The 24,435-nt window shown below is 68.7% G+C and carries 26 protein-coding genes; 8 read left to right on the top strand and 18 right to left on the bottom strand.

Annotation, left to right across the window (positions count from 1 at the left end; all coding sequences use genetic code 11):
• Positions 1-15 precede the first annotated feature (15 nt).
• Together ACIA8G_RS10625 and ACIA8G_RS10620 are read left to right on the top strand one after the other, a co-directional pair.
• Entirely contained in the window at positions 16-351 is a 336-nt protein-coding gene (locus ACIA8G_RS10625; RefSeq protein ID WP_396418113.1) for a VOC family protein, read from the top strand.
• Positions 352-371: 20 nt separating this feature from the next.
• Complete coding sequence (locus ACIA8G_RS10620) at positions 372-788, top strand: MarR family winged helix-turn-helix transcriptional regulator (protein WP_396418112.1); 417 nt, start codon at positions 372-374, stop codon at positions 786-788.
• Here the strand turns inward: ACIA8G_RS10620 and ACIA8G_RS10615 are convergent.
• Both ACIA8G_RS10615 and ACIA8G_RS10610 read right to left on the bottom strand, forming a co-directional pair.
• On the bottom strand, positions 785-1,720 hold the full coding sequence (locus ACIA8G_RS10615; protein ID WP_396418111.1) for an NmrA/HSCARG family protein: 936 nt from the start codon (positions 1,718-1,720) through the stop codon (positions 785-787). The genes ACIA8G_RS10620 and ACIA8G_RS10615 overlap by 4 nt on opposite strands.
• Positions 1,721-1,753: 33 nt before the next feature.
• Positions 1,754-2,122: a winged helix-turn-helix transcriptional regulator gene (locus ACIA8G_RS10610; protein WP_396418110.1), complete on the bottom strand. Its 369-nt coding sequence runs from the start codon at positions 2,120-2,122 to the stop codon at positions 1,754-1,756.
• An 89-nt stretch (positions 2,123-2,211) separates the two neighbouring features.
• Here ACIA8G_RS10610 and ACIA8G_RS10605 point away from each other — a divergent pair, with 89 nt between their 5' ends.
• On the top strand, positions 2,212-2,598 hold the full coding sequence (locus tag ACIA8G_RS10605; RefSeq protein ID WP_396418109.1) for a RidA family protein: 387 nt from the start codon (positions 2,212-2,214) through the stop codon (positions 2,596-2,598).
• Positions 2,599-2,622: 24 nt separating this feature from the next.
• Here ACIA8G_RS10605 and ACIA8G_RS10600 read toward each other — a convergent pair whose 3' ends face one another.
• Genes ACIA8G_RS10600 through ACIA8G_RS10590 form a run of 3 tightly spaced genes read right to left on the bottom strand, consistent with a single transcriptional unit; the run spans position 2,623 to position 4,251 of the window.
• Entirely contained in the window at positions 2,623-3,057 is a 435-nt protein-coding gene (locus tag ACIA8G_RS10600; protein WP_396418108.1) for a hypothetical protein, read from the bottom strand.
• Complete coding sequence (locus tag ACIA8G_RS10595) at positions 3,054-3,419, bottom strand: hypothetical protein (RefSeq protein WP_396418107.1); 366 nt, start codon at positions 3,417-3,419, stop codon at positions 3,054-3,056. Before ACIA8G_RS10595 ends, ACIA8G_RS10600 begins: the two co-directional genes overlap by 4 nt.
• A gap of 40 nt (positions 3,420-3,459) precedes the next feature.
• Positions 3,460-4,251, bottom strand: coding sequence for a Tat pathway signal sequence domain protein (locus ACIA8G_RS10590; protein ID WP_396418106.1), 792 nt, complete (start codon positions 4,249-4,251; stop codon positions 3,460-3,462).
• Between the two features lie 168 nt (positions 4,252-4,419).
• Between ACIA8G_RS10590 and ACIA8G_RS10585 the strand changes: the two genes are divergently transcribed.
• Entirely contained in the window at positions 4,420-5,451 is a 1,032-nt protein-coding gene (locus ACIA8G_RS10585) for an FAD-dependent oxidoreductase (RefSeq protein ID WP_396418105.1), read from the top strand.
• Here ACIA8G_RS10585 and ACIA8G_RS10580 read toward each other — a convergent pair.
• From ACIA8G_RS10580 to ACIA8G_RS10550, 7 genes are all read right to left on the bottom strand, one after another.
• Positions 5,448-5,954: an SRPBCC domain-containing protein gene (locus ACIA8G_RS10580; RefSeq protein WP_396418103.1), complete on the bottom strand. Its 507-nt coding sequence runs from the start codon at positions 5,952-5,954 to the stop codon at positions 5,448-5,450. The two genes, ACIA8G_RS10585 and ACIA8G_RS10580, sit on opposite strands and share 4 nt — an antisense overlap.
• Positions 5,955-6,031: 77 nt before the next feature.
• A complete protein-coding gene (locus tag ACIA8G_RS10575; RefSeq protein ID WP_396418102.1) occupies positions 6,032-7,105 on the bottom strand; it encodes a S1 family peptidase in 1,074 nt (357 codons plus the stop codon).
• An 8-nt stretch (positions 7,106-7,113) separates the two neighbouring features.
• Positions 7,114-9,831, bottom strand: coding sequence for an AbfB domain-containing protein (locus ACIA8G_RS10570; protein ID WP_396418101.1), 2,718 nt, complete (start codon positions 9,829-9,831; stop codon positions 7,114-7,116).
• Positions 9,832-9,838: 7 nt separating this feature from the next.
• Positions 9,839-10,783, bottom strand: coding sequence for an ABC transporter permease (locus tag ACIA8G_RS10565; protein WP_396418100.1), 945 nt, complete (start codon positions 10,781-10,783; stop codon positions 9,839-9,841).
• The gene (locus tag ACIA8G_RS10560) at positions 10,780-11,712 is read right to left on the bottom strand and encodes an ABC transporter permease (RefSeq protein WP_396418099.1); all 933 of its coding nucleotides are present in this window, start codon (positions 11,710-11,712) and stop codon (positions 10,780-10,782) included. Before ACIA8G_RS10560 ends, ACIA8G_RS10565 begins: the two co-directional genes overlap by 4 nt.
• On the bottom strand, positions 11,693-13,183 hold the full coding sequence (locus ACIA8G_RS10555) for a sugar ABC transporter ATP-binding protein (RefSeq protein WP_396418098.1): 1,491 nt from the start codon (positions 13,181-13,183) through the stop codon (positions 11,693-11,695). The genes ACIA8G_RS10560 and ACIA8G_RS10555 overlap by 20 nt, the downstream gene beginning before the upstream one ends.
• The gene (locus ACIA8G_RS10550) at positions 13,173-14,210 is read right to left on the bottom strand and encodes an ABC transporter substrate-binding protein (RefSeq protein WP_396418097.1); all 1,038 of its coding nucleotides are present in this window, start codon (positions 14,208-14,210) and stop codon (positions 13,173-13,175) included. The genes ACIA8G_RS10555 and ACIA8G_RS10550 overlap by 11 nt, the downstream gene beginning before the upstream one ends.
• Before the next feature lie 124 nt (positions 14,211-14,334).
• On the opposite strand from ACIA8G_RS10550, the gene ACIA8G_RS10545 reads away from it, so the two are divergent.
• On the top strand, positions 14,335-15,324 hold the full coding sequence (locus tag ACIA8G_RS10545; RefSeq protein WP_396418096.1) for a LacI family DNA-binding transcriptional regulator: 990 nt from the start codon (positions 14,335-14,337) through the stop codon (positions 15,322-15,324).
• Between the two features lie 19 nt (positions 15,325-15,343).
• Here the strand turns inward: ACIA8G_RS10545 and ACIA8G_RS10540 are convergent, their stop codons facing one another.
• From ACIA8G_RS10540 to ACIA8G_RS10525, 4 genes are all read right to left on the bottom strand, one after another.
• The gene (locus ACIA8G_RS10540; protein ID WP_396418094.1) at positions 15,344-15,841 is read right to left on the bottom strand and encodes an O-acetyl-ADP-ribose deacetylase; all 498 of its coding nucleotides are present in this window, start codon (positions 15,839-15,841) and stop codon (positions 15,344-15,346) included.
• A gap of 79 nt (positions 15,842-15,920) precedes the next feature.
• Entirely contained in the window at positions 15,921-17,189 is a 1,269-nt protein-coding gene (locus ACIA8G_RS10535) for a tannase/feruloyl esterase family alpha/beta hydrolase (RefSeq protein ID WP_396418093.1), read from the bottom strand.
• A gap of 11 nt (positions 17,190-17,200) precedes the next feature.
• On the bottom strand, positions 17,201-17,569 hold the full coding sequence (locus ACIA8G_RS10530) for an STAS domain-containing protein (protein ID WP_396418092.1): 369 nt from the start codon (positions 17,567-17,569) through the stop codon (positions 17,201-17,203).
• A 99-nt stretch (positions 17,570-17,668) separates the two neighbouring features.
• Complete coding sequence (locus tag ACIA8G_RS10525; RefSeq protein ID WP_396418091.1) at positions 17,669-18,574, bottom strand: AraC family transcriptional regulator; 906 nt, start codon at positions 18,572-18,574, stop codon at positions 17,669-17,671.
• A gap of 83 nt (positions 18,575-18,657) precedes the next feature.
• Between ACIA8G_RS10525 and ACIA8G_RS10520 the strand changes: the two genes are divergently transcribed.
• A complete protein-coding gene (locus ACIA8G_RS10520) occupies positions 18,658-19,794 on the top strand; it encodes an FAD-binding protein (protein ID WP_396418090.1) in 1,137 nt (378 codons plus the stop codon).
• 21 nt (positions 19,795-19,815) lie between these two features.
• Here the strand turns inward: ACIA8G_RS10520 and ACIA8G_RS10515 are convergent, their stop codons facing one another.
• A complete protein-coding gene (locus tag ACIA8G_RS10515; RefSeq protein ID WP_396418089.1) occupies positions 19,816-20,598 on the bottom strand; it encodes an SGNH/GDSL hydrolase family protein in 783 nt (260 codons plus the stop codon).
• A gap of 202 nt (positions 20,599-20,800) precedes the next feature.
• On the opposite strand from ACIA8G_RS10515, the gene ACIA8G_RS10510 reads away from it, so the two are divergent.
• Both ACIA8G_RS10510 and ACIA8G_RS10505 read left to right on the top strand, forming a co-directional pair.
• Entirely contained in the window at positions 20,801-20,971 is a 171-nt protein-coding gene (locus tag ACIA8G_RS10510) for a hypothetical protein (protein ID WP_396418088.1), read from the top strand.
• A 74-nt stretch (positions 20,972-21,045) separates the two neighbouring features.
• Positions 21,046-23,373, top strand: coding sequence for a hypothetical protein (locus tag ACIA8G_RS10505; protein WP_396418087.1), 2,328 nt, complete (start codon positions 21,046-21,048; stop codon positions 23,371-23,373).
• Positions 23,374-23,413: 40 nt separating this feature from the next.
• On the opposite strand, the gene add is transcribed toward ACIA8G_RS10505, so the two are convergent.
• Positions 23,414-24,418: an adenosine deaminase gene (gene add, locus ACIA8G_RS10500; protein WP_396418086.1), complete on the bottom strand. Its 1,005-nt coding sequence runs from the start codon at positions 24,416-24,418 to the stop codon at positions 23,414-23,416.
• Positions 24,419-24,435: the final 17 nt, after the last annotated feature.

The raw sequence follows: 24,435 nt of genomic DNA, 5'->3' as shown, positions 1-24,435 counted from the left end.
GAAGGAGCGATCGAGATGTCCGGACAGGTCAACTGGTTCGAACTGCCCGCCGACGACACCGCGCGGGCGAGGGCTTTCTACGCCGGAGTGTTCGGCTGGGACACCAGCCCGATGGGCGAGGACTACCACGTGGTCACCAACGGCGCGTCCGGTGCCATCGCGGCCAGGGACGCCCAGCTCACCCAGCCGCGCATCTACTTCCACACGGCCGACATCGACGCGTCCGTGCGCCGGGTCACCGAGCTGGGCGGCAAGAGCGACGACGTGCAGACCGTGCCGGACGTCGGCCGCATCGCGCACTGCTCCGACGACCAGGGCACGCCGTTCAGCCTTTACGAACCGCGGGGCTGACAGAGCGTTAGCATCTGGGCATGGCGGACATCGGCGTGCTCTCCGCGCACCTGCTCTCGGGGTTCCAGAAGGAGCTGTTCACGCGGCTCGCCGAGGTGGGTCACGGTGAGATGCGGCCACGCCACGGCGCCGTCATGGCCTACATCGCGCCCGCCGGTACCCGCGCGAGCGAGCTTTCCGAGCGGTCCGGCCAGCACAAGCAGGTCGTGGGCACGCTGATCGACGAGCTCGAACGCCTCGGCTACGTGAGCAGGCAGCCGGACCCGGCGGACCGGCGGGCGAAGCTGGTCGTGCCCACCGAACTCGGCCGCGACCAGATGCTGCAGGCCGCGAAGATCATCGCCGAGATCGAGGACGGGTTCGCCCGCCGGGTCGGGACCGAGAAGTTCAGCGCGTTCAAGGAAGTGTTCGCGGAGATCGCCCGCACGTATGGCTAGAGGGCGATCTCCGCGCGGTGCGCGGTCAGGAAGTCCTTGAGCGTCAACCAAGTCGGCACGATCTCCCGCGTCTGCGCGGTGTCGCGCCGGCTCAGGATGTGCTCGTCGAACTCCGCGTAGTACTGGAACATGTTGGCCAGTTCGACCGCCGCCGGAAAGCCGAGCGCGCGGAAGTCGTTGTGCGACAACGGCTCGTACGAGACCTCCTCGCCCAGCACCGCGGTGAACGCCGCGGCCACCTCGTGCCCGGTCAGGTGCTCGGTGCCGAGCCCGATCGTCTGCCCGATGGTCTGCGACGGCCGCTTCAGCACGCTCACGATCGCCTTGCCGATGTCCTCACCGGCGATTCCGGAGATCTTGCTGGCCCCCATCGGCAACGACAGCGCCAGCGTGCCGTCGGGCCGGCGGTGTGGCGCGAGATCACGCAGCAAGTTGTTCCAGTAGAACGACATCCGCACGTAGGTCGTCGGCAGGCCGGCCTGCTCGAACAACGCGTCGGCCTCGCCGCCCTTCACGTCGAAGTGCGGCACCTTGTACTTCTCGTCGAGCGTGGGCATGCGGTCGTCGTCCAGCGAGATCACCTCGCGGGTGTCCTCCAGCGTCGACCACACGACGTGCCGCAACCCGGCCGCCGCGGCCACGAGGTTCGTGACCTCCTCCAGCTCCTTGGCCGCCGACATGTGCGTGAAGAACGGCGTCACGAGGTACGCGGCGTAAGCCCCGTCGAACGCCTTCCGCAGGCTGTCGACGTCGTAGAGGTCGGCCGCCACGACCTCGGCCCCCAGCGAGGCCAGCTCCTCGGCGGCCTCGGACGAGACTGAACGGGTCAGGGCGCGCACCGCGAACTCCCCGTCGGCCAGCAACGCCCGTGCTACCGCCCCGCCCTGCGCGCCGGTAGCACCCACCACAGCAACGATCTTCTTCTCGGTCATGCCCCGAACTATATAGTCACCACTCAGTGACTATCAACTTGAGTGACCAAAACGACTCCGCGCCTCCTCGATCTCGTCCAGGTACCGCGTCGTCCAGGCGCACATCGCGTCCACGGTCGCCCGCAACGCCTGCCCCGGTTCGGTGAGCGTGTAGTCGACGCGTGGCGGCACGGTGGGGTGCACGACGCGGGAGACGAGGCCGTTGCGCTCCAGCAACCGCAGGTTCTGGGTCAGCATCTTGTGACTGATGCCGTCGACCTCGGTCTTCAGCGAGGTGAACCGCTTCGTCTCGTCGCCGATCGCCTCGATGATCAGCAGCGCCCACTTGTTGGCGATGTCGGAGAAGATCTCGCGCGCCAGCGAGTCCGCGCGCCCGATGTCCCCGCTGAGCTGCTTGCTCACCTTTTGGTTCCCCACTCACGAAAAAGTGCGTTCTTCCAGGTCAAGACTCACTCTCCTACGGTTACCCAGTAACTACAAGAGAGGAAGCCATGATCACGCTCATCAACCCGGACGGCCTGCCGGAGATCGACGTCTACCACCAGGTGGCGGTGGCGACCGGGACGAAGACGATCTACGTCGCCGGCCAGGTCGACTGGGACGCCGCGCCGGACCTCACCACCCAGGTCGAACGGGCCTACGTGAACGTGCACACCGCGCTCAAGGCGGCCGGGGCGACGTTCGCGGACCTGGTGAAGTTGACCGTGTACGTCGTGGGCTGGACGCCGGACAAGATGCCGCAACTGCTCGACGGCATCGCGAAGGCGGCGGCACGCGTGGGCGAGACGCCGCGGTCGCCCGCCTCGATGATCGGCGTCGCCACGCTGGACGTGCCGGAGCACCTGGTCGAGATCGAGGCCATCGCCGTCATCGACTGACTTACCGCCGGGCTCACCAGAGTCTCAGCGGAACTCCACGAGCCCTTCGACCAGCGCGATGGTCACGGTGGAACGCCCGGCCGGACTGTGCCGGGCGGGCCCGTACTCCGGCAGCAGGGTCTTGTTCGCCTTCACGCTCGAGTCGTAGCCGCGAACGTGCTGGGCGCACTTGCACTGGTGGTCCAGCGGAACGGGGCACGCGAAGGCCGACCGCAGCCGGTCGACGTCCTCGGTCACCAGGATCGACGACCAGACCATGGTGTCGTCCTCCTCGCCGAACACCACGAAGTCGTCGTAGCTGAACGACCGCAGCTCGCCGACGTCGCAGGCCGCGCAGAACAGCACTCGCGTGTAGTCGTGCATGCGCTCGTACGGCCCGCGCTCCTTGATCCCGACGACGATCTCCTGTTCGCCCTTGCAGATCAGGCAGTTGTCCGACGGCACGTGCCGCTTGCTCATTGGCGCATGCTAATCAACAGCGCGAGCCCCGCAGACAGCGCGATCACCACGCCCACCACGAGCTGGTTGAGCCACACGGCCGCGCTGCCACCGTCTCCGGCCCGCAATGCCACGATGATCAGCCACGCGGCCAGGACGATCGTGATCGGCCGCACCAGCGGCACGTCCAGCGGCGCCATCGCCCGCACCATGCCGATCAGCATGATGACGACGGCCAGTCCCATGGACAGCCAATAGGGCCGGAAAGCGTGTAAAGACGCGCTGAAGTGCAGGACTGGTGGCGCCGCGATCAGCCACACGCCGGCCAGAAACGCGGCGACACCGGCCCTGCTCTCCGCAGTCCGTCCGTGTAGATCCCCCACGCGAGTAATTCTCACCTCTCCACGGCCTTCGGGGAACACTTCATTCGTCTCGGAATGCCTTCATGTTTCTGAGCAACAGATAGGTGTCCTGCAGTTGCGCGGAGTCGCCGAGCGACCGGTAGATGCCCCACTTCGGGTGCGCCTGGTCACCGCCGAGCCACGTGTCGAAACCGGACCGCGACGCGTTGACCACGGTGGTGGCACCGTCTTTGAGCGAGTAGCGCAGCCTGCCGGAGTCGGCGACCTTGATCTCGATCTCCACGTCGATCCACCTGTTGCGCAACGGCGCGAGCGGCGTGCTGCCGAGTTTCGCCTGTCCCGCACCGAACAGCCGCATCTCGACGGTTTCGGCCGAGCCGGAGCGGAACAGCGACATGGTCACCACCGGCGAGGCGGCCGCGGTGTGTTTGACCTGGAAGATGTGCGTGAAGCTGGTCGTGCCCTTCAACGACGCGGGAACGTACATCTGGTAGTCGAAGCGCCAGGTCTCGCTCTTCTTCATGTCCTGACGGCTGCCGTTCTGCTGGATCGCGCGAACCTCGTTGCGCTGCCGGTCCGATCCGTCCCGGTCGACCCTGTGCATCACGAACCGGTACTGGTCCTGCTCGGCGAAGATGTGCGTGGCGGACGGGTGCGAGTTCGCGCGGTCGTCCTCGATGCCGACGAACGCCCTGAGCCCGTCCACGCCCGGATTCGCGGCCCATTTCTGCTTGAACGCGCTGGCCCCCACATCGGTGCTTCTCACATCCGCGGACGCGACTCCGGCCACGAACGGTGTCGCCGCGATGGCGAGCCCTGCTCGCATCGCCGTGCGGCGGTTGAGCGACTCCATGACTTCCTCCTCGAACCAGGGCGGCGGTTCGAGGCAGCGGTGCCCACCACGATCTGCGACCGGGCTTCGGCGTGTCAAGGCCTCACGTTCGTGGAGGAACCGTGCAGATCCGGTGAAGGTGTTGCGGGGGAACGAGAACCACCGGATCGATCGGTTCTACCGTCGGGCATGGACACCGTGGACGTGCTCGTCGTCGGCGCCGGGCTCGCCGGGCTCAACACCGCGCGGCTGCTCGCGGACGCGGGCCTCGACGTGGCCGTGTGCGAACGCCGGACCAGCGTCGGCACCGGCATCCGCACCACCGGCATCTTCGTCCGGCGCACCCTCGACGACTACGACCTGCCGCACCTCGGACCGGCGGTGCGGCGCGTGCTGCTCTACCCGCCCTCCCACCGGAATCCGGTCGAGCTGGTGAGCGGCCGCGACGAGTTCCGGGTCGGCGACATGGCCGGGATCTACGCCCAGGCCGTCGAGGACGCCAGAAGAGCCGGTGCCCACGTCCAGCTCAACGCCGGCTACCCGGCGAAGTCGACGAAGGCCCGCTTCACGATCGGCGCCGACGGTGCCCGCTCGACGGTCGCGCGCAGGCTCGGCCTCGACGTCAACCGGCACCTGATCACCGGCATCGAGGAGGTTTACCCGGTCGCCACGGGCTCGACGCCGACGTTCCACTGCGTCGTCGACCCGCGGCTCGCGCCCGGCTACATCGCGTGGGTCATCGACGACGGCGAGCACTCGCACGTCGGGCTGGCAGGCCGCGCCGACCGGTTCACCGCGCCACTTCCCCAGCTGCTGCAACGGTTCCGCGACAGCTTCCCGGCCCCCGCACCGGCCGGACCCGTGCAACGCCGCGGCGGGCCGATCCCGGTCGGCGGGCTGCTGCGCCGGATCGTGTGCCAGGAGGGTCTACTGGTCGGCGACGCGGCGGGCGCGGTCTCCCCGCTCACCGCGGGCGGGCTCGACCCGTGCCTGCGGATGTCCGAGCTGGCCGCCTCGGTCACCTTCGACTACCTGCGCAGCGGCAACAGGTACGTGCTGGAGCACTACGACGGCGCGGCGATGCGGCGCCGCTACCGCATCCGGTCGCTGATGCGGCGCGGTCTGTCGATGATCCGGGAGCCGGGGCTCGCCGAGCTGGCGTTCAGCGGGCTGCGCACACCGCTCGGCAAAGCACTCGCGGCCCGCATTCTGTTCACCTAGGACGATTCGGCAACGCGCTTGAGGGCGGCGTTCTCGGCCTCCATGCCGTCGCGCATCGCCTTGCCCATCATCTTGTCCGCTCCCCCGGACAGCACGCCGTCGATCAGCAGCTCGTTGGTGACGAGCACGGTGCCGTCGGGCTGCGCGGTGAGGGTGCGGCAGCGCTGGCCGTAGACGAACCACGAGTTCCAGCCGGCGTCCTTCCAGCAGAACTTCTGTCCTGGCACGCCGTTCAGGACGGTGTGCGTCGCGGCCATGGTGACCGAGCCGAGGACCACGTCCACCTTCACCTCGTCCCCCGGTGCCGTGCCGCCGGAGGCCTTGGTGACCCACGGGTTCCAGCGCGCGTAGCCCGGCAGGTCGGTCAGCAGCCCGTAGATCCGCTCCTGCGGCGCCGAGATGACCGTGCCGGCGCGGTAGACCACCGAGTGCTCACCGGGCTCTCTGGGGTCGAGCGGAGCACCACTGACCAGGACCGCGAGCACCAGACCGGCTACCAACACGTGATCACCTCGAGAAGATCCACCGGGACGCAGACGTGAAGAAAATACGCGTTCGCGTCCCGGTGGACATCGGCCGATCAGGCGGTCAGCAACCTCAGCCCGTAAACACGCAGAATCTCGTTAACGGGCTGGAACCACGTGCGGCCACCGCTGGAGCAGTTGCCGTAGCCGCCGGACGTCACGCCCTGCGCCTGGTCACCGGTGATGAACGAGCCACCGGAGTCGCCGCCTTCCGCGCACACGCTCGTCCCGACCATCTCGTAGACCGCGCCCTGCTGGTAGTTGACGGTCTCGTTGCGGCCCTGGATCACGCCGCAATGCCAGTGCGTGGTCGAACCGGACCGGCACACCGACGTGCCGGGCGGCGCCTCCCACGAACCGCGCACCAGCGCGTCGCTCACCTGGCCCCAGCCGAGCACGACGGGCACGTTCCACCAGCCACCACCGGTGCGCACCCAGCCGTAGTCGTTGGTGGGGAACGACGATCCGACGAACTCGCCCTGCCACGAGCGGTCCCAGCCGTAGACGTGCCAGGCGCCGACGTTGCAGTGCCCGGCGGTGACGTAGCCGCCGTGCACGGAGAAGCCGATCGAGCACCGCACGTTGCCGGTGTAGAACGGGTCGCCGCCGACGGTGCCCGCCACGAACGTCCGCGGGCGCTGCACACCCTCGGTGTTGACGACAACGTCCTTGGGCAGTCCCGAAACATCGGCACCCGGCAGGGCGTCGACGACCACGGCACCGCGCTGGACGTCGACCCGCCACCCGGCGACGTCCGCGGACACCGAACCGGCCTTCGACAGCACGTCGATGCCGGTCTTCACCGCGTTCAGCGACGCGAGAGTCCGCGTCCGGAGCACCGGTTCGGCACCCGCGGCGCGCACGGCGTCGACCCGCGCCGGGTCGGTCACCGCCACGCGCAGCTTGCCGTCGGCGTACCAGCTGCCGCCGTACGCGCCTCCCGCCGCCGCCTCGGCCGCCGGTGCGATCTTCAGCGCCACCTTCTCCTGGCGAATCCTGGTCAGCGCCTGCGCGGCGCTGATCCCGAAATCACGGCTCATCGCGTCGACCACCTCGGGCGAGGCCGCCGCGGCCGGGACGACGATCGTGCTGAGCATGAGAGCGGACACGGAAACAAGACGTAACAACATCTTTCCTCCTAAGGTGCCCAGGGTGCGGAGACAGCCCAGCTCACGTCTTCGGGGTACGAGGCAGGGTTGTCGTAGGTGTGCGCGCCGCCGTTCGAGGCGACCCAGACCTCCTCCGAGTAGTGCCGGATGTTCGTGCCGAGCTCGTTGACCGACTCCAGCCGCACGCCGTTCGTGCCCGGCTGGGCGCAGAACGTCGCGTCGCGGCGGAACAGGTCGCTGTTCTCGTTCCCGCTCAGCCGCACGCGGAAGTCCGAGTGCCGCAGGTAGTTGCCGGGGAAGTTGCGGGACTCGAGCGAGTAGCAGGTCGGGTCGGCGAGCCCGCGCCGGACCACGAACGTCGAGTCCGCCTTCAGCAGGCCGTCGCTCCCGCTGCTCACGACGTCCGTGCGGGCCAGCCCCGCGCGGTGCCGCAGGTAGCGGTCGCTGAAGCCCGGCGTGGTCACCCGGAACGAGCGTGCCTGGTCCAGCGGCAGGTCGGCGCCGCTGCGCCACAACGCCGTGCCGATCGCCCACGTCGTGTCCGCGGCGAAGGACGTCGGCGTGTCCCAGGGGTTCTGGCCGCCGGAGCGCGCCAGGTAGACGTTGTCGCTGAAGTGCCGGATGTAGTTGCCGGGCATGTTGTACGACTCCAGCGCCGTGCCGCCCGCGCCTTCTCGCGGGCAGAAGGTGGCCTCGCTGGCGAACTGGCCGGTGCCGTTGTTCGGGTCCTTGCGGATGCGCGTGTCGCTGTGCCGCAGGAACTCCCCGGGGAAGTTCCGCGACTCGAACGACACGCAGGCGGCGGTGGCAAGGCCGGGCCGGACGCGGAAGGTGGCGTCCAGCCGCGCCAGATCCGTGCCGATCAGGTCGGTGCGGGTGAGGCCGTTCTGGTGCCTCAGGTAGCGGTCGGTGTAGCCGCTCGTGGTGACATTCAAGGAAACCAGCTCGTCCACACCCACCGCGGTGCCGCGAGCGATCGCGAGCACCTTCTGGTTGATCTCCCGCACCCGTGCCTCGTTCATCTTCAGCACGTGGCGGTCGTAGGTGTAGAAGCCGTTGATCTCGTTCTCCACGTCGTACGGCTCGGTGTAGATCGACGCGGACAGCCCGCGGGTGTGCACCAGCCGGGCGGTCTGCTTCACGATCTCCACGTACCGGTTCGTCAGCGAGAGCTCGTCCGGGTACAGCGCGCCGTAGGCGAATCCGTTGCCCGGCTCGTATTCGTGACCGACGACTCTGCGCCCGAGACCGCCGAACTCGCCGAGCATCGCGACCCTGTTGTTGTCCGGCAGGCGGTTGGCCATCGTGATCTGGTAGGCGTGGTCGTCGATCACGTCGCCGTTGCCGGGATCCGGATCCGAGACGCAGCAGTTGGAGCCGGAGTTGTGGTTGACGAGCCGGGTGTTGTCGATCGAGCGGACCAGGTCGACGATCCGGCCGGCCTCGTACTCGCCCCAGCCCTCGTTGAACGGCACCCACTGCACGATCGAGGTGATGCCCTTGAGCTGGTCCAGGATCCGGCGCAGCTCGGACTCGAAGTTGGTGTGCCCGTTCGGGACCTCGTCGACGGCGTCCAGGGACGGCATGTCCTGCCAGACCATCAGCCCGAGCCGGTCGGCGTGGTAGAACCAGCGCGCCGGTTCGACCTTGATGTGCTTGCGGACCATGTTGAACCCCAGTGCTTTCTGGCGTTCGAGGTCCCACCGCAGCGCCTCGTCGGTCGGCGCGGTGTAGATGCCGTCCGGCCAGTAGCCCTGGTCGAGCGTGCCTAGCTGGAAGACGAACTTCCCGTTCAGCAACGGCCTCATGACGCCGCCGACCATCGCCTTGCCCAGCGAGCGCATGCCGAAGTAGCCGGTCACGGCGTCCCCGCCGGCCATCGTCACCCGCAGGTCGTAGAGGAACGGGTCGTCGGGCGACCACAGCCGCGCGTTCGGCACCGGGATCCGCAGATGGGTGCCGGTCGGGCCGGACCGCGAGCCGACGACCTGGCCGCCGCGCAGCACCTCGGCGGTGACCGTCTGGCCGGCGGTGCCCTGCACGACCAGGTCGAGCACGCCAGCGGGGACGTCCGGGGTGGTGTCGAGACGCGTGATGTGCGCGCTCTGCACGGGTTCCAGCCACACCGTCTGCCAGATGCCGGACGAGGCCGTGTAGAAGATGCCGCCGGGGTTGCGGCGTTGTTTGCCGACCGGATAGCGGCTGCCGTCGATCGGCGAGTGGACGCCGACGATGATCTCGTTCGCGCCCGCCTGCAGCGCGGAGGTGATGTCGAACGAGAACGCGTCGAAGCCGCCGGTGTGGGTGCCGACCTGCCTGCCGTTGACCCAGACCCGCGTCTCCCAGGTGACGGCACCGAAGTTGAGCTTCACCGCGCGGCCGTTCCAAGTGGACGGAACGGTGAACGTGCGGCGGTAGAACATGTTGTCCTCGTGCCGTTTGATCCCCGACAGCGCGGACTCGATCGGGTAAGGCACGAGGACGCCTTCGGCCAGCGGCCTGCCGAAGGGCGGGCTGTTGAGGTTCGGTGCGCCCGCGAACTCCCAGGCACCGTTGAGGTTCTGCCACTCGCTGCGCACGAGCTGCGGCCGCGGATATTCGGGCAGGGCGTTGCTCGGTGACACCTGACTGGTCCAAGGTGTCGACAGCGGCGGGGTCTTCGGGACCCACTCGGCCGCGTGCGCGGCCGGCGTGACCGTCGCCGCGATGAGGATTCCTGCCAGTACGCCCAGGACGCGTCTGGTCATGGTGCTCCTATCTTCGGAGTATTCGTTGCAGGACGACCACGATCAGCAGGAACACTCCGCTCACCACCGACTGGTAGTTGCTGTCGAGCGTGCCGATCTGGTTGATCACGTTCTGGATGACCTTGATCAGGCCGACCCCGATCACGGTGCCGAGGATCGTGCCCATGCCACCGGTCAGCAGGGTGCCGCCGATGACCACGACCGAGATGGCGTCGAGCTCGGTGCCGACACCGATGACCGTCACGCCGGACTGCAGGTACGCCGCGGTCAGAGCGCCCGCGAGACCGGCCAGCGTGCCGCTCATCGTGTAGACCAGGATCTTGGTCTTGGCGACCGGGACGCCCATCAGGATCGCCGACTGCTCCGCGCCGCCGGCGGCGAACACGTTCTGCCCGAAGCTGGTGCGGTTCAGAATCATCCCCCCGAGCAGGCACAACACGGCCGCGATGAAGACCGGGTAACCGAAGCCTGCCACGGTTCCGCGGCCAAGTTCGACGAATGCGCTATCTGGTGCGATCTGGTAGGTGTCGGCGCCTTCGTCGGTGATGGCGAGCAGGAGTCCTCTGGCGAACAGCAGTGACGCGAGGGTGACGATGAACGGCGCCATGTTCGTGCGGGCGATAAGCAGGCCGTTGATCAGCCCGATCGCGCCGCAGACGGCCAGCGGGAGCGCGAGCGCCGCCACGAATCCGTACTGCGAGGCCCAGGCCGCCAGCACGCCGCCGAGGGCGTACAGGGAGCCCACGGACAGGTCGATGCCACCGGTGATGATCACGAACGTCATGCCGAGCGCGATCACCGCGAGGAACGAGCCCTGCAGGGCCAGGTCGCGCAGGTTGTCGAGGCTGCCGAACCGGGGGAAGACCAGCCACGACACCGCCACCATCAGCACGAGTGCGACGGCGGCGCCCTGTCGTTGCAGGACCTTGGTTCGTTGGACCTGAAGGGTCATCGGCGTTCCCGTGCGACGTAGACGGCGGCGATGATGATCGCGGCCTGGATCATCTGTGCGATCGAGTCGGGCAGGTTGTGCTTGATCAGCGTGGCGCGGACGAGCTGCATGAGCACCACGCCCATGACCGTGCCGAGCACCCGCACCTTGCCGCCGGTCAGCGGGGTGCCGCCGACGACCACGGCGGTGATCGCGGACAGCTCCATGAGCAGGCCGATGTCGGCGGGATCGCTGGCGGCGAGCCTGGACGTGGCCAGGACGCCGGCGACCGCCGCGAGCACGCCGCAGATCGCGTAGACGCCGATCAGCACCCGGTTGACCGGCAGCCCGGCGAGGGTGGCCGCCCTGCGGTTGCCGCCGATCGCGACCAGCTGACGGCCGAACGTGGTGCGGTTGGTGAGGGCCGCGACCGCGATCGCCAGCAGGCCGGCGATCAGCACGCTGACCGGGATGCCGAGCACGTCGCCGGTGCCGAGATCGAGGAAGGCCGGGTCGTGGAGCTGGACGAGCTGGCCGTTCGCGATGACCAGCGCCAGGCCGCGGCCCGCCACGAGCAGCGCGAGCGTCGCGACGATCGGCTGGATGCCCACCTTGGCGACGAGGAACCCGTTGAACGCACCTGCCACGAGACCGGCCGCGAGCGCGATCAGGATCGCGGGCAGCGCACCGGCGCCGAGGTAGAGCGGGATGATCGCGGCGGCCATCGCCATCACGGCGCCGACGGAGAGGTCGACGCCTTCGGTGCCGATGACCAGCGCCATGCCGAGGGCGACGATCAGGACGGGCGCGGCCTGGACGAGCTGGGTGGTGAAGTTGCCCAGCGTCAGGAAGTTGGCCGTGAACAGGACGTTGAAGAGCAGCAGGGTGCCCACGGCGACGTAGACACCGTTGTCCTGCAGCCAGCGGGTTCTAGTGGCGGTCAGCGTCATCCGTCACCTCCGCGGCGATCGCGGCGAGCACGTGCTCGCGGGTGAGCTCGGCGCCCTCCAGCTCCCCCGCGACCTCCCCGTCCCGCAGCACGATGAGCCGGTCCGCGCCGTCGAGCAGCTCGTCGAGCTCGGAGCTGATCAGCAGCACCGCGAGGCCCTCCTTGGCGAGTTCGTCGATCAGCGCCTGCACCTCCGCCTTGGCGCCGACGTCGATGCCGCGCGTCGGTTCGTCGAGCAGGAGGATCTTCGGTTCGGTGCAAAGCCAGCGGGCCAGCAGCACCTTTTGCTGGTTGCCGCCGGACAGTTCTGCGACCTTCTGCTCCGGGCTGGAGACCTTGATGCGCAGCCGTTTGACGAACGTGTCGACGATCCGGTCCTGACGCGCCTTGCTGGTGATGCCGAACCGGCTCAGCCTCGGCAGCGCGGCCAGCACGATGTTCTCCCGCACCGACAGGTTCGGGATGATGCCCTCGGTCTTGCGGTCCTCCGCCAGCATGCTGATGCCCGCTTTGGTGGCCGCCTTCACGTTGTGCGGCACGGGTTTGCCCGCGACGAGCACCGTGCCGTGGTCGAGCGGGAGCGCGCCGATGATCGCTTTCGCGGTCTCGGTGCGGCCGGAGCCGAGCAGGCCGGCGAGGCCCACGACCTCGCCCGGCCTGATAGTCACGTCGATGCCTTTGATGCGCGGCTTGCTGGTGAGGCCTTTTGCTTCGAGCACCGGTTCCTTGCCGGTGTGGTGGTTCTCGCCGAACGCGGTCACGCCGTGGGACCGGATGTCGTTGACGCTGCGGCCGAGCATCAGCGACACCAGCTCGATGCGCGGGAGGTCCTTCAGAGGTCCTGTGTGGACGTTCCTGCCGTCCCTGAGGACCGTGACCCGGTCGCAGATCCGGTACAGCTCGTCCATGCGGTGGCTGACGTAGATGATCGCGATGCCCGCCTCGTGGAGGTTCCTGACGACACCGAGCAGCGTCTCGACCTCACGCGGTTCGAGCGACGAGGTCGGTTCGTCCATGATCACGACGTCCGCGTCCGCCTCGACCGCCCTGGCCAGCGCGACCATCTGCTGCTCGCCGACCGCGAGTGTCCCGAGTGGACTGCGGACATCTGTCTTGATGCCGTAGTTCCGCAGGAGTTCCGCGGCGTCGGCGTCGCGGCGGGCGCGGTCGATCAGGCCGAGCCGGGTGCGCGGCTCGCGGCCGAGGAACAGGTTGGCGGCCACGCTGAGCAGTGGGACGAGGTTGACCTCCTGGTAGATCGTCGAGATGTGGCCGTTGCGCGTGATCTGGCCGTGGTCGGGCGTGTGGATGCCGGTCAGCACCTTGATCAGCGTCGACTTGCCGGCGCCGTTCTCGCCCACCAGCGCGTGGATCTCACCGGGGTTCAGGGTGAAGTCCACGTCGTCCAGTGCCCGCACGCCGGCGAAGGTCTTCGTGACGCCGGCGACCTCGATGACAGGCTCAGTAGGCATTGCTGAGCTTCTGCGCGGCGTTCGTGCTGTTGTACTCGTCGTCGGAGATCACGATGGTCGGCGCGATCTCGTCACCCTTGGCGAACTTCTCCAGGGTGTCGAACGCGAGCGGCCCGAACCGCGGGTTCGACTCGATCACCGCGGTGTAACTGCCGTCCGCGACCAGCTGCACGGCGTTGCGCGTGCCGTCGACGGACACGATCTTGACGTCCTTGCCCGGCGCCTTGCCGGCGGCCTTGAGCGCGGTGACGGCGCCGAGCCCCATCTCGTCGTTCTCGGCGTAGACGGCGGTGATGTCCGGGTTGCTCTGGATGAGCTGCTCCATCACCGACTGCCCCTTGGACCTGTCGAACTCGCCGGTCTGCTCCGCGACGACGGTGAGCCCGGTGCCGGCGATGCCGTCCTTGAAGCCCTTGGTCCGGTCGACCGTGACGTTGTTGCCCGACGAGCCGAGCAGGATCGCGACCTTCCCGCTGCCGCCGGTCGCGGTGAGCATCTGCTTCGCGGCCCGGCGCCCCTGCTCGACGAAGTCGGAGCCGATGAACGTCAGGTAGTCGGTGCAGGCCTGCGACGACACCTTGCGGTCGATGGTGACGACGGGGACCTGCTTGGCCTTCGCCGCGTCGAACGCGGGCTGCAGCCCGTCGGAGTTCAACGGCGCCACGATCAGCAGTTTCGCCCCGCGGTCCAGCAACGACTTGATGTCGCTGATCTGCTTGTTGAGGTCGCTCTGCGCGTTCGTGACCAGCAGTTCCGCACCCCGCTTGGCCGCCTCGTCCTTGATCGACTGCGTCTCGGCGATGCGGAAGGGGTTGGCCTCCTTCTCCGACTGGGAGAAGCCGACCGTCGCGCCCTTGACGTCGACCTGCGGATACCCGGTCTTGGCGCGCGGGCAGCCGGGACCGGAGCTCTGCTGCTGAGCGGCACTGGCCGCGGGCCCGCCACTGGTCGTGGTCGGCTGGCTCTCTCTCGCGGTGCAGCCGGTGACAAGCAGGGCGGCAACGGCGATGAGCAGGATGCGAGACATCGTTGGCTCCTACACGGGGCTGTGCGTGGACGCGCTCTCAGGTCTAGATTTGCATCGTTGTTCCAACGATGTAAAGACCGAGAAGTCGTCCCGGCACTTTTCCCGGTACTTTTCTGGAGGCTGTGTGGCCACGCTCAAGGACGTCGCCCGCCTGGCGGGCGTCTCGGTGAAGACCGTCTCGAACGTGGTCAACGGCTACTCGTTCGTCAAACCGGACAACCGCCGCCGCGTAGAGGAGGCCCTGGCCGCCACCGGCTACCGCCCGAACCTGGGCGCCCGCAACCTGCGCCGCGGCCGCACCGGCTTCATCGCCCTGGTCCTGCCCGAGCTCTCCATCCCGTACTTCGCCGAACTGGCCGGCCTGGTCATCGCCGCCGCCCAGGAGCACGAGTGGAACGTGCTGATCGAGCAGACCTTCGGCACCCTGCCAGGCGAACGCCTGGCGTTGGCCTCACTGGGCCCGCACCTGGTGGACGCCGCGATCCTGAGCCCGGAAGCGCTGCAGGAAAGCGACTTCGACCTGCCCGTCCCCGCGGTCCTGCTGGGCGAGCACGCCATCGAGGTACCGATCTCACGCGTGGGCATCGACAACGTGCAGGCCTCGGTAGCCGCCGTCCAGCACCTGATCTCCCTGGGCCGCACCCGAATAGCCGCGATCGGCGCGCACCCCCACCGCGGCACGGCGGCCCTACGCCTGGAGGGCTACCGCGCGGCCCTGTCGTCAGCCGGCCTGCCGTTCGAGCAGGAACTGGTGATCCCGGCCCTGAACTACCACCGCGCGGACGGCGCCGCCGCGATGAAGGCCCTGCTGGACATGAAGAACCCGCCCGACGCCGTCTTCTGCTTCAACGACCTGCTGGCCATCGGCGCGATGCGTGCCGCGGGCGAACGGTTCGTGCGCGTGCCCCGCGACCTGGCCATTGTGGGGTTCGACAACAACGAGGAGAGCGCCTACAGCTCTCCTTCCCTTACCACCGTGGCACCGGACAAGGCCGCCATCGCCCATGCTGCCGTCGACCTGCTGCACCGGCATGTCGTCTCTCCTGATCTTGCTCGGGAGGATTTGGAGACGCCGTTCTCGTTGCAGGTTCGGGAGAGCACGGTTACCAGGTGAGGTTCGGCCCTCGCTCCCGCTACGGCCGCGCGTACGCCTCGTAGGCCACCCGGTCGAACAGCACGAACCGCACCAGCTCCACCGGCGCATCCACCACCGCGGCCCGCGCGATCGCCGCCGCCGACTCGACCGGCCACCGGTAGATGCCGGTCGAGATCGCCGGGAACGCCACGCTCGTCGCCCCGAGTTCGGCCGCGACCCGCAGCGAGTTGTGGTGGCAGTCGGCGAGGAGTGCCGAGCGGTCCTCGGTGTCCGACCACACCGGGCCGACGGTGTGCACGACCCATCGTGCCGGCAGGCGGCCGGCCGTCGTGGCCACCGCCTGGCCTGTCTTGAGGCCACCGCCGTAGTGGCCCGCCCGCAGCTTGCGGCATTCGGCGAGGATCTCCGGGCCGCCCTTGCGGTGGATCGCGCCGTCGACGCCACCGCCGCCGAGCAGTGAGGAGTTCGCGGCGTTCACGATGACGTCGACGTGCTGCTCGGTGATGTCGCCCAGGACGTACTCGATGGTGGCCACGCCCTCGATTGGATCACGCCCGCCGGCCGGTGACCACGCACGCCAGCCTGCGACCACCCCGGCAAGCCTCAGGACGCGGTCACGACAGCGGACAGGTCGCCACATCCAACGGCCGAGCCAGAGTCGCGGACCGAGGCGGCGCCACCCCGTCCAACCACCCCTCCAGAGCCACAAAAGCCGAACGATGACAAGGAGCCAACGGCCGCAACCGATCCGGATAGGCATCGACCAGCCCATCCACGTGCGTCCCCTGCTCAACCCGGTAGTACCGATGCAGCCGACCAGGCGTCATAGCGGCATACACATCAGAGTCACGGCTGATCGGCAACAACACGTCATACGTGCCGTGCACAGTCATCAACGGCCGCTTCAACTTGCCTGTCAAGGCGATAGACGCAAGAGCAGGCCCAGCGATGCGACGTCGCGCGGCATACGAGTAGTCGGCGTCGCACACAGGCGTGCCCGAAGCGCAGAACGGGATACCGGCCTCCAGTGGGCCGTCGAAGCCGGGGTCGAGTTCCTCGCGATAGATCCGCTGGGTGAGGTCCCAGTAGTAGCGGTAGTGGTAGTCCCACAGGAACTCCGTGCCCGCGGGGAAGCCGGCCGCGACCATCTCGGCGTGCGCGGCAGCCGAACCGGCCAGGTAGGCCGGGTACGCGCGCAGTGCGGGAGGCAGGAACGTCAGGGCGTGCGGGCCGTTGACCGTCCACAGTGTCCCCTCCCAGTCCACGCCGCCGTCGTACAGGTGCGCGCGGTTCTCCAGTTGCCAGCGGACCAGGTAGCCGCCGTTGGAGATGCCGGTCGCGATCGTGCGGTGGGGCGGGCGGCCGTAGCGTTGGGCAGCAACGGATCGGGCCGCGATGGTCAGCTGGGTGAAGCGGCGGTTCCACTCCTCGATGGCGCGGCCGTCGCGGTAGAACTGCACGCCGGTGTTGCCCTTGTCGGTGGCGGCGAAGGCGTAGCCGCGGGAGAGCACCCAGTCGGAGATCGCGCGGTCGTTCGCGTACTGCTCGCGGACGCCCGGTGAGCCCGTCACGACCAGGCCGCCGTTCCAGCGGTCGGGCAGGCGCAGCACGAACTGCGAGTCGTGCTGCCAGCCGTGGTTGGTGTTGGTCGACGACGTGTCCGGGAAGTAGCCGTCGATCTGGATGCCGGGGACGGCGGCCGGCAACGGCAGCGCGGCGCTGGTCAGGCCTGCCCAGTCGGCCTGGTCGGTGTGGCCGGTCGCGAGGAGGCCGGGGGTGGTGAGGTCGGCCAGGCGGGTGAGTTGCTGGTGTTCGGCGCCCGGCACGGTCACCGCGGCGGTGGGCGGAGTCAACGCGAGTACGAGTACCAGCGGGAGCAACATAGCTGGTCAAGCTAGTGATCGCGGCGCCTCGGCGACATGGTCGCGTCCCACACAAGGCCTGCTTTGAACGTGGTGAAACCGAACAGGTCCAGCACGCGGCGGACCTGCGGCTGGGTGCGGCGCAGGTCGAAGGACTTGCCGTTGTAGTGCGCGGCGCACAGCAGGAGCAGCAGGCTGCGCAGGCCGCTCGCGGACAGGAAGGTCACCTCGGCCAGGTCGATCGACACGCGGTTGGTGGCCGTGTCGGTGACGCCGGGCAGCACGGCGGCGAAGAACAGGTCGCACGTCGTCACGTCCATCTCACCGCGGCAGGTGGCCACGAACTGGGTGCCCGTGCGCTGCGTCCGCACGGCGAACGGGCTGGTCTCACAGGCGGTCATCGGGGACCTCACATCGGAGAGAGGGGCTTCACTTCACCGCACCCGCGAGGGCGGGCGATAGCAGCGGAAACGAACGCGCGACCGGGAAAACGAAGCGCCTCAGCCTGACCGCAGGGTTTGCGACGGCGACACGCCGTAGGCGTCCCGGTAGTGGGCGGCGAACACACTCGGACGGGCGTAACCCCAACGGGCGGCGATGGTGGTGACGGAGCCGTTCGCTGCCCTCAGATCGGCGTCGGCGCAAGAGATGCGCACGCGTCGGAGGTAGGCCATGGGCGTCGTGTCCAGGTGGCGGCGGAACGCGAGTTGTGTCGCACGGATGGACACGCGTGCGGCGTGCGCGATGTCGGCGGCGGTGATGTCCCTCGCGGCGTTGTCCTCGATGAACCTGATCGCCCGCCGCAGGGCCTGAGGATGGGCGTCACGCCGATCCCGCGGCGTCTCGTCCGACGAGTCGTTCGGGAACGTCGCGAGTGTGGTCGCCACCAGCAGGCGCGTCGCGTTGGCCACCACCAGTGGACAGTCCTCGAAGACCGCCAGCACCTCGTCACGAAGGTGTATGCACGTCGACCGCCATGCGGCAGCGGCACGCGGTGACACGGGGCGGCACCCACCGAAGCGCACACCGGCGGCGACCTCGCCGATCACCGCCTGGCTGAGCACGATCAGCGAAGTCTGGGGGTCGTAGATCGCGGCCTCGAACGGACGATCCGGCGGGGCGCTGAGGAACGCGTCGCCGGGCAGCACGAACCGATCCTCGCCGTCCGAGCTGTACCGGATCCGCCCGGACTCCAGGTAGCCGAACACGTAGTTGCCCAACGGTTCGGCGGTCGCCTGCAGTCCGATGCGGCCCTCGAACCTGTCGAACCGGACCGGGCCGAGCATGCGCGAGGTCATCCGCATCATCGACCCGTTCATGCCGCCGTCGATGCGGATCCGGCTGTACGCGGCGCTGAAGACCTCGTGTGCCGCATCCAGGTCCATCACTTCGACGACCCGCTCCACCTTCTGCACTTTCCTCGCCCGGCCAGGCGGTGTCCATCGACAGAACGGGCGTCGCCGTACCGTCCTCTGGCACCGTGGAACGCATGCCATTTCACACCGACGAGGCCGCGCTGCGATGGGCCTCTCAGGACTACGGCGACCTGGTCCACCACCGGCCCGCCGCGGTCCTGCGTCCGGTGGACGAGACCGAGATCTGCGCCGCGATGGGCGAGAACGTCGTGCCACGCGGCGCCGGTCACTCCACCGGCGGGCAGGCCCAGGCTCCTGGCGGCGTGGTGGTCGACATGACCGTGTTCCGCACCGTCCACGAGGTCCGCGCCGACCGCGTGATCGTCGACGCGGGCGCGCGGTGGAGCGACGTGCTCCGCGCGACCCTCCCCCGTGGGCTGACCCCGCCCGTGCTCACCGACTACCTGGAGCTGACCGTCGGCGGCACCCTCTCGGTCGGCGGGCTGGGCGGCGCCAGCCAGCACCACGGCGCGCAGACCGACAACGTCCTCGCGCTCGAGGTCGTGACGCCCTCCGGGGCACTCGTCACCTGCACGCCGCACCACAACAGTCAGGTCTTCGACGCGGTGAGGGCGGGGCGAGGCCGCCACGGCATCATCACCCGTGCCACGCTCAAGCTGGTGCCGGCGCCCGAAACCGTGACGTGGCACAGGCTCTGCTACGGCTCCGTCGAGCAACTCGTTGCCGACCAACGACTTCTCGTCACGGCAGGCTCGTTCGACTACCTGGAGGGGCAGCTCAAGTTCCGCGACGGACGCCGGGTCGCCGAGCTCGAGGCCGTCAGCTTCACCACCGCGAGCCTCGTCGGCCTGAACCACGACGAGGCCGAGACCCGGACGACGAGCTACTGGGACTTCGTGAACCGGCTCACCACGGGCGAACCCCTCATCAGGGCGGCCGGGCTCTGGGACGCACCACACCCCTGGTGCAACCTGCTCCTGCCCGATCACGCCGTCGAAGACGTGCTGCGTCACCTGGAAGGCGAAGGCCCGGAGCTCTACGGCGACTTCGGGCTGGTGCTCGCCTATCCGCTGCGCGCCGACCGCCTCACCACGCCGAGGTTGCAGCTCCCCGAGGGCGAGCGGATCTTCCTCGTGGCCGCCCTGCGCTACGCCGCCAGGGACAGCCCCGCCACGGTCAAAGCCATGCAGGAAGCCAACAACGCGCTGATCGAGCAAGCGGGCGGAACGCTCTACCTGGAACCCTTGTAGAGCCCTCCGCCCGCTACCGGCTCAGACCCGGACCAGCGTCGCCAGGGCCGCCTGCCCCTGCTGGTTCGGGTGGAACACGGCCTCCGGACCCTCCTGGCCCGGCGCCAGCGCGTCGAACCCGCGCAGGAACGGCGTGCCCGCCTCGCAGAGCGCGTGACCGGCGAAGGTCTCGGGCTTCGAGAACGGGCTGGCGTAGGTGACGGAGATACCCTTGCGGTGCGCAGCGGTCACCGCGGACTTCAGGGTGGCGTCGAGACCGTCGGCCACCTTGTTGCCCTCGCGGCGTTCCGCGGCGGTGAGGATGCCGGCACCGCACACCGGGTCGAGCGGCGCGCCGGGAGGGTTGTCCGAAGTGGACACCTGGCGGCCGTAGCCCACCAGGACGATGCGCGCGTCCGGGCTGCGCTTGTCGATCTCGGTGAGCAGGGCGGTGACGTTGCTGCCCATCTGGGGCAGTCTGGCCAGGATCGCCTCGGTCGGCGCACCCGTGCAGTCGGCCTGGAGGCACATGCCGCCGTAGGTCGCGTAGTCGATGTCGTTGGTGCCCACGGTGAGCAGCACGAGGCTGGTGTCCCGCTTCAGGGCGTCCAACTGGGCCGGCCGGTCCTTGAACGGGCGGGACAGGTCGGCGGTGGCGGCACCGCTGCAGCTCACGTTCGCGAACGAGCCGAGACCGCCCGCGGCGCGCAGCCGGGCGGCGACCACCTCGCCGTAGGAGTTGTTGCTGCGCCAGCAGTTGCCGGCGGTTCCGTCTTGATAGGCGCCCGCTCCCGTGCCGGACGCGTAGGAGTCGCCGAGCACCACGAGCGAAGTGGGACACGCGGCACTCGCCGCGGAAGCGCTCCCAAGAACAGCGAGAACAGCAGTGAGGACAACAATTGTTCTTTTCACAGAACCCCCGATGGTGATGTTGCTACCCCGCCATCCTGCACCAGCGAAGTGCGGCCGGGAGTGGAACGGACCGGAAAGGCAGGTTGTCTGCGCGATGGGCGATAGCCTGTCTCACATGGGGACCGCGCTGGTGATCGTCGACATGCAGGACGTGCTCATTCCGGTGGTGTGGCGCGGCCCGCAGCTCGCCGGCCGGATCGGCGCACGCGCGAACCGGCTCCTGAGCACCGCGATCCATCCTGGAGGAACGATTCAGGTGCGTCCCCCGGCCGGCATCTTCGCCTGAAATTCAACAAAAGCCCCTGACGGAGCGTCAGACGGATGGCACGATCCGCCGAACGGTTCGTCTCTAGGGGGAACATGAGAACGTCAGGCAGAACCTGGCGCGGCGCCGGGGCACTCGTCGCCGCGCTCATCGCCGGCCTCGTGGTGGCACCAGGTACCGCGAACGCCGCCCAGCAGCCCAGCTGGGCGACGCTGAGCCCGGCCAAGTGGGTCACCACCGACTCCAAGCAGCCGTACAGGTCGATCACCACCGGAGACGCCCGCGTCGGCGCCTGGCGGGACGACAAGCACCACATCGGCAAGTCCTACTTCACGTTCGACCTCACGCGGTTCAAGGGCACGCAGCTGTTCACGGCTTCGCTGCGCACGCCGGAGAAGACCGCGAACGACTGCACCAAGCCGCGCGCCACGCAGCTGTGGGTCGTGAAGCCGCAGGACAAGATCACCTGGGCGCACCAGCCGCGGGAGATCACGAAGGTCGCACCCAACCCGAACGAGGACTGCGTCTCGCCGTGGGTGACCTGGAACGTCGTCGAGCCCATCAAGAAGGCTCTTGAGCAAGGCAAGACGTCCGTCACTTTCGCGCTGCGCATTGAAGAGCGGTTCCAGGGGAAGGTCGAGTACGGCCGCACGTACGACCCCGCCGCGGTGCTCAGCACCACGTACAACACTCCGCCGGGCGTCCCCACGGATCTGGCGATCGAGAACAGCACGTGCGACGGCAAGCCGATCTACTTCTACGACCGGCAACCGGCGGTCCGCGCGATCGTGCATGACGCCGACGGCACCTACGGGCTCGAGGGAAGGCTCGCGTTCTGGCCGGTGGACAAGCCGGAGCAGCGCAAGGAGACCGAGCCGCAGTGGGCCGGTGGCGGCTACGTGAACGGCTGGTTCCCCGCGGGCATGGTCCAGGACGGCGGCACCTACGCGTTCGCCGCCCGCACGGAGGACGGCTTCGCCAACTCCGACTGGTCCGCGCCGTGCCAGTTCACCGCCGACCTCACCCCACCGGCCACCGCGCCGGGGATCTCCTCCACCACCTACAGGGAGAACGGTGGCCCACCCGGTGACGGCGGTGAGGGCCTGCCGGGTGACTTCACCTTCGACGCCAAGGGCGACCAGGACATCATCGCGTTCGAGTACGAGGGAATCGGCACCGGCTACGGCCGGATCGACGCGGACGCGCCTGGCGGCAAGGCCACGATCACCATCACGCCGACCACCGACGGTCCCGTCTCCATCTCGGCCAGGGGCATCGACCGGGCCGGTCACCGATCGCCGGGCAGGGACTACCGGTTCTGGGTGCGCACGACCGCGCCGTTCATGACGAACCCGAGCTTCGACATCGGGGTCCCGCGCGAGGTCGTGTTCACCGCGAACCAGGACGGCGCCGCCCGGTTCGTCTACCAGATCGACGACGGCCAGGAGCAGACGCTGCCGGTCGGCGAGGATCGCAAGGGCAGCACGACGCTCGTGTTCTCCGACCAGAACAAGGACCGGTACGACCTCAAGGTCTGGACCGTCACCGGCAACGGGACCAGGTCCGGCGTCGCGGAACGCACGATCTCCGTCACGATGTTCGAACCGTGGGTCGAGGTCGATCCGTGGGACGGGATCGTCGGCGAAGCGCGCACAGTCTCCGTGACGCCGAACCGTCGTCAAGGTGTCGTGGCGTACGTGTACAAACTCGGCAACGAGCCCGAGAAGCAGTTGCCCGCCAACGCGGACGGCTCGCTGACGTTCGAGTACACGCCCATCCAGAAGGGCGACCTCTCCCTGCGGGTGGCCAGCGTCAACGCCGCGGGCGCCCGTTCCGGCTGGGGCATCGGCGAGTTGACCGCCGAGGCACCGGCGCCTGACGTGACCAGCAGCGACTACAAGTTCGAGCCGTCCGGTGCACCCGGCCAGTCCGGCACGTTCACGTTCTCGTCGCCGCGGCTGCCGCTCGTGTCGTACCGGTACAGGTTCGACAGCGACGCGTGGCAGACCACCACGGGCACGCAGGTCCAGTGGACGCCGAAGAGTCCTGGCGTGCACTACCTGAGCGTGATCGGGGTGACCGAGCACGGCGTGGAGACCGAACAGCGGATCTACCAGTTCCAGGTGAAACCGTTGCCGCCCACCGTGGTCAGCCCGCAGTTCCCGGACGGCGGCCCGGTGACCGCCCGGCCGAACGAGCCGATGGAGTTCATCGTGACGCCGGCGCTGCCCGGTTCGCACGAGGTGCTGTGGACGGCCACGTTCGGCGAGCCGCAGGTCGTGCCGGTCGGCGCGGACGGCAAGGCGCGGTTCACCTACACCGTGCAAAGCGCGTCGTCGTTCACGCTCAGCGTGTCGAGCAGGACGCCGGACGGCCTGTCGTCCGGCAACTTCCAGCGCGGTTACTTCGTGCCGCAAGGATGAGTGAGTGGCCCGCCGGCGAACACCGGCGGGCCACCCGCACTCACACCGCCGCCAGCACCGAGGAGATCTCCTCCAGCAACGCGGTCTTGCGCGGGTTCGGCAGGAACGAGGCCAGCACGGCGTTCTCGGCCAGCCGCGCGACCTCCGAGTGGGTGAGGTCCAACGCCGACGCCACCGCCAGATACTCACCTTCCAGCGTGGCACGGAAGAACGGCGGGTCATCGGTGTTCAGCGTGACGACCACACCGGCGTCGAGCATCTGCCGCACCGGATGCGCCTCGATCGAAGCCACCTGCCGCGTGCGCACGTTCGACGTCGGGCACACCTCCAGCGGAATTCCCTTCTGCACCAGGTGTTCCACCAGCGCGGGGTCCTCGACGCAGCTCGTCCCGTGCCCGATCCGCTCGGCGCGCAGGTCCCGCACCGCCGACCAGATCGTCTCCGGGCCGCTCGTCTCCCCCGCGTGCGGCACGCAATGCAAGCCCGCATCCCTTGCGGCGTCGAAGAAAGGCGCGAACTGCGCGCGCCCGATGCCGACTTCGGGCCCGGCGAGCCCGAAGGAGACCAACCCCTCCGGCCGCTCGGTCAGCGCGAACGCCAGCGTGTCGCGCGCCGCCTCCAGACCCTTCTCCCCCGGGATGTCGAAGCACCACGCCAGTTCGACGCCCATGCCCGCGGCCACCTCACGGCCGGAGGTGAGCCCGGCGAGGACCTCGTCCCCCGGCATGCCGTCGGTGATGTGGTTGTACGGCGTCACGGTGACCTCGGCGTAGCGGACGTTCTGCCGCGCCAGCTCGGTGGCCAGCCCGACGACGAGCGTGTGGATGTCGTCGCGGTCCTTCAACATCGACTGCACCGCCCAGTAGACCTTCAGGAAGTGGTCGAAGTCCCGGAACGTGTAGAAGCGCTCCAGTTCAGCCCGGTCGGTCGGCACCCCGGCCTCGGGATGACGGCGGGCGAGGGTGAGCACGGTGTCGATGCCGGCCGAGCCGACGAGGTGGACGTGCAGCTCCACTTTGGGCAGGGCGTGAACGAACGATCGCATGGCAAAGCTCCCCGGAA

This window comes from Lentzea sp. NPDC051213, assembly GCF_044455585.1.
GTDB lineage: Bacteria > Actinomycetota > Actinomycetes > Mycobacteriales > Pseudonocardiaceae > Lentzea.
The sequence above is the reverse complement of the archived record's forward strand: the minus strand, read 5'-3'. Positions and strand labels throughout refer to the sequence as shown.

Bases quoted from the DNA above. Each gene is read 5' to 3' on its own strand.
- ACIA8G_RS10555 (WP_396418098.1), bottom strand. From the start codon at position 13,183: ATGCCTACTGAGCCTGTCATCGAGGTCGCCGGCGTCACGAAGACCTTC.
- ACIA8G_RS10605 (WP_396418109.1), top strand. From the start codon at position 2,212: ATGATCACGCTCATCAACCCGGACGGCCTGCCGGAGATCGACGTCTAC.
- ACIA8G_RS10520 (WP_396418090.1), top strand. From the start codon at position 18,658: ATGCCATTTCACACCGACGAGGCCGCGCTGCGATGGGCCTCTCAGGAC.
- ACIA8G_RS10570 (WP_396418101.1), bottom strand. From the start codon at position 9,831: ATGACCAGACGCGTCCTGGGCGTACTGGCAGGAATCCTCATCGCGGCG.
- ACIA8G_RS10505 (WP_396418087.1), top strand. From the start codon at position 21,046: ATGAGAACGTCAGGCAGAACCTGGCGCGGCGCCGGGGCACTCGTCGCC.
- ACIA8G_RS10590 (WP_396418106.1), bottom strand. From the start codon at position 4,251: ATGGAGTCGCTCAACCGCCGCACGGCGATGCGAGCAGGGCTCGCCATC.
- add (WP_396418086.1), bottom strand. From the start codon at position 24,418: ATGCGATCGTTCGTTCACGCCCTGCCCAAAGTGGAGCTGCACGTCCAC.
- ACIA8G_RS10560 (WP_396418099.1), bottom strand. From the start codon at position 11,712: ATGACGCTGACCGCCACTAGAACCCGCTGGCTGCAGGACAACGGTGTC.
- ACIA8G_RS10575 (WP_396418102.1), bottom strand. From the start codon at position 7,105: ATGTTGTTACGTCTTGTTTCCGTGTCCGCTCTCATGCTCAGCACGATC.
- ACIA8G_RS10510 (WP_396418088.1), top strand. From the start codon at position 20,801: ATGGGGACCGCGCTGGTGATCGTCGACATGCAGGACGTGCTCATTCCG.
- ACIA8G_RS10615 (WP_396418111.1), bottom strand. From the start codon at position 1,720: ATGACCGAGAAGAAGATCGTTGCTGTGGTGGGTGCTACCGGCGCGCAG.
- ACIA8G_RS10535 (WP_396418093.1), bottom strand. From the start codon at position 17,189: ATGTTGCTCCCGCTGGTACTCGTACTCGCGTTGACTCCGCCCACCGCC.
- ACIA8G_RS10530 (WP_396418092.1), bottom strand. From the start codon at position 17,569: ATGACCGCCTGTGAGACCAGCCCGTTCGCCGTGCGGACGCAGCGCACG.
- ACIA8G_RS10620 (WP_396418112.1), top strand. From the start codon at position 372: ATGGCGGACATCGGCGTGCTCTCCGCGCACCTGCTCTCGGGGTTCCAG.
- ACIA8G_RS10565 (WP_396418100.1), bottom strand. From the start codon at position 10,783: ATGACCCTTCAGGTCCAACGAACCAAGGTCCTGCAACGACAGGGCGCC.
- ACIA8G_RS10625 (WP_396418113.1), top strand. From the start codon at position 16: ATGTCCGGACAGGTCAACTGGTTCGAACTGCCCGCCGACGACACCGCG.
- ACIA8G_RS10550 (WP_396418097.1), bottom strand. From the start codon at position 14,210: ATGTCTCGCATCCTGCTCATCGCCGTTGCCGCCCTGCTTGTCACCGGC.
- ACIA8G_RS10600 (WP_396418108.1), bottom strand. From the start codon at position 3,057: ATGAGCAAGCGGCACGTGCCGTCGGACAACTGCCTGATCTGCAAGGGC.
- ACIA8G_RS10585 (WP_396418105.1), top strand. From the start codon at position 4,420: ATGGACACCGTGGACGTGCTCGTCGTCGGCGCCGGGCTCGCCGGGCTC.